General features: G+C 79.3%; 1 protein-coding gene. It reads left to right on the top strand.

Annotated elements, in window-relative coordinates:
- Positions 1–1,642 (top strand): LuxR C-terminal-related transcriptional regulator (locus tag AB0N76_RS39735; RefSeq protein WP_363565733.1); only part of this gene is annotated, 1,642 nt, incomplete at its 5' end.
- Positions 1,643–2,019 lie beyond the last annotated feature (377 nt).

Here is a 2,019-nt window from a genome sequence, read left to right on the forward strand (position 1 = left end):
CTCGGCCGCCCGCCGCAGTGCCCGGACCGCCGGGTCGCACCGGCCGCGCGCCGCAGCGGTCCGCGCGCCGCGTTCCAGGGCGGCCGCGCTGTCACCCGGGGCGGCGGACGCCGCCCGCAGGACCGCGTCCGCCGCGCGGATCGCGTGGGACGGCGGCCGGGTGGCGTCGGCCCGGGGCCTGCTGGCGCGGGCGGGCCGACTCGCGTCGGACCAGGGCGCAGCGCGGGACAGCGGCGGGCTGCCCGGGATCATCGAGTTCGCGCACGGGGACCAGGAGCGGGCGGCACGACTGCTGATGTGCGACAGCGGGGCGGCGGCCGGCCCGGCCACGTCGCTGGAGTCGGCCGCGCTGGCGGTGCGGGCGGCGTGGAACGCGGGGGCGACCGCGCGCCGGCGGGAGGCGCTCGGGCGGCTGGCGGAACTGGCCGGGACCGCGGAGCCTCCGGTGCGGTCGCTGCTGGCCGTTCTGCTGCGCTGGTGGACCGACGGGCCGGCCGGTGGGGCCGGGCGACTGCCCGCCGATGCCGTCGCCGCCGTCGCCGCGGCGCCCTGGCAACTCGTCCCGCCCGCGCCGCTGGTCCTGGCCTGGGGTGCGGAGGAGACCCTCGCGGAAGCCTTCCGTCACCGGCTGGAGGTGCTGCGCCACGGCGGAGCGACCAGCGCCCTCCTCCTGACCGCGCCCCAAGCGGCCGTGCTGGACATCGTCCGGGGGCGGTGGGCCGAGGCGGACGCGAACGCCGTCGAGATGCTGCGGCTCGCCGAGGAGGCCGGTACGCAGCACGCGGCCTGCCACTGCCTCAACGTACTGGCCCGGTTGGCGGCGCTGCGGGGCGACGAGCGGGCGGTCGCCGCGCTGACGGCGCGCGCCGTGCAGCTGTCGGCGCCGCGCGGGGCCCGCGCGTCCACCGCGGCCGCGTACTGGAGCCGCGGGCCGGCCGCGTTGCTGGCCGGTCGCCCGCACGAGGCGCTGGAGCACCTGGTGCGGCTGGCCGAGCCGGCCCACCCGGCCGGGCATCCGACCTTCGCACTCCTCGCGGCGGCCGACACCGTCGAGGCCGCGGTCCGGGCGGGGCGCCCGGAAGACGGCCGGGCGGCCGCGGCGGCGCTGCGCGGCTGGGCCGAGCGGACCGGCACCCCGTGGGCCACGGCGGCGGCACTGCACAGCGCGGCGCTCCTGGAACAGGACGGGGCGGCGGAGTTGTTCCCGCGTGCCCTGGAGGCGCCCGGTGCGGCGCAGCGACCGCTCTGCCACGCGCGGACCCGCCTGCTCTACGGGCAGTGGCTGCGGCGGGTGCGCCGCCGCGCCGACGCCCGGATCCAGCTGGCGCGCGCGGCGGAGACGTTCCGTCGGCTCGGCTGCGAGCCGCTGCTGGAGCAGGCCGTGTCCGAGCAGGAGCTGACCGGGGGAAGCGGCCGGAGTGTGCACCGGTCCCGGCCCTGGGCGGCCCTCACGACCCAGGAGAAGCGGGTCGCGGGGCTGGCCGCCGCCGGTCTGACCAACCGGCAGATCGCGGACCGGCTCCTGATCAGCCCGCGGACCGTCGGCCACCATCTGTCCAACGTCTTCCCGAAGCTCGGGATCTCCACCCGCAGGGCCCTGGCGGGTGTGGACGTCGACGGTGACGCCCGGCCGTCGACGTGACCGCGCGTCGTCGTGCCCGGTGGTGACGGCGTCGAGGTTCTGTCGGAGGACACCGGCGAACGAGCGCGTCGGTGCGGGGGTTTGGTGCGGGGGCTTTGGTGCGGGGGCCTCGGTGCGGGGGCGTCCCGTTCGACACCGTCGGTCCCGCACGGCCGCGTGCGGGACCGACGGGCTTCCTGCCTCGGAGTTCCGGTGCGGCCTCCCACCGCGCGTCCCGGCCCGTCGCGCAGCGCCCACGCTCTGTGGATCGCGTGCCGCGTGACGCCTGCCCCGGTCCGCGCCGCGGCCGGTCACCCGGACCACGCCGCCGGGACGCGGCCCACCGGCCCACCGGCTGTCCCAAGGACGGACCGGCTCCAGGTCACTCCCCGGCGGCC

Origin of the sequence: Kitasatospora sp. NPDC093806 (genome assembly GCF_040683335.1) — a bacterium.
Taxonomy (GTDB): Bacteria; Actinomycetota; Actinomycetes; order Streptomycetales; family Streptomycetaceae; genus Kitasatospora.